Origin of the sequence: Psychrobacter sp. AOP31-B2-9 (genome assembly GCF_052378005.1) — a bacterium.
Classification (GTDB): domain Bacteria; phylum Pseudomonadota; class Gammaproteobacteria; order Pseudomonadales; family Moraxellaceae; genus Psychrobacter.
On record NZ_JBQSXG010000297.1, the window covers coordinates 1 to 943 of the forward strand.

Annotated in this window: 2 protein-coding genes; both read right to left on the reverse strand. The window is 46.0% G+C overall.

Annotated features, from left to right (window positions below; all coding sequences use genetic code 11):
• A partial coding sequence (locus tag ACT3SX_RS15300; RefSeq protein WP_444753404.1) for an IS3 family transposase occupies window positions 1–659 on the reverse strand: 659 nt, incomplete at its 3' end.
• Window positions 605–943 (reverse strand): transposase (locus ACT3SX_RS15305; protein ID WP_444761848.1); only part of this gene is annotated, 339 nt, incomplete at its 5' end. The genes ACT3SX_RS15300 and ACT3SX_RS15305, both read right to left, overlap by 55 nt.

Below are 943 nucleotides of genomic sequence, written 5' to 3' on the forward strand. Positions count from 1 at the left end.
GATTCAGCAAACTTCTTGCTAGTGTAATGGGTGCCTTGATCAGAGTGAAACAACACCCCACTTGGCTTTAAGCGCGACTGATACGCCATCTGCAGCGCTTTGGTTGTCAGCATACTGTCAGGCGAATCTGATACAGCAAAGCCAACAATACGACGAGCATATAAATCTAAAACGATAGCTAGGTAGCACCAGCCGCCTTTAATGCGAACATAAGTGACATCACCTGTCCAGACATGATTGGGCGATGTGGGGCTAAAGTTACGGTTCAGTATGTTGTCATGAGCTTTGTGTTCTTCATCACAGTGCTTGTATTTATGCGTCTTTAACTGACAGCTTTTAAGCCCCATGCTGCTCATAAGTTTACCTACCATATAACGGGTCAGCTTGATGCCGTGTTCATTCATTAGTATAGCGGCAATGCTGCGAGCGCCTGCTGAGCGCTTTGAGTCGTTAAATATTTGGCGGACTAATGCTTTAGTTTTGACGGCTTCAAGGCTGATGGGCTTGGGCTTTAGTCCATAGTAGTAACTGCTCCTCAATACCCCAAACAACTTGCATAAAAGGCTTTTACTGGCCCGTTTGTCTTGCTCTGCAAGCTTGCTTATCAGCGATAGCCGTTCAGGCTGTCCAAGGCCAGCAGAGCAGAAGCCTTTTTTAATATGTCGCGCTCCATAGTCAGCCGCTTAACCTGCTTACGCAATTCTTGAAGCTCGCGCTGTTCATCCGTTAAAGCGTTGCCGACTTTAGGCACTTGGCCACTCATTTCTTGACGGTACTGACTCAGCCATTTCTGCAGGGTAGATTTGCCAATACCCAGTGAGCTTGCCACATCAGGTATGGTGCGGTTGTGATCAGTGACTAAGCTAATCGCTTCTAATTTAAATTCTCGGGTATATTGGTTGCGTTTGTTGGTCATACTATTTTCCTTCTTTGGGTTAGTATA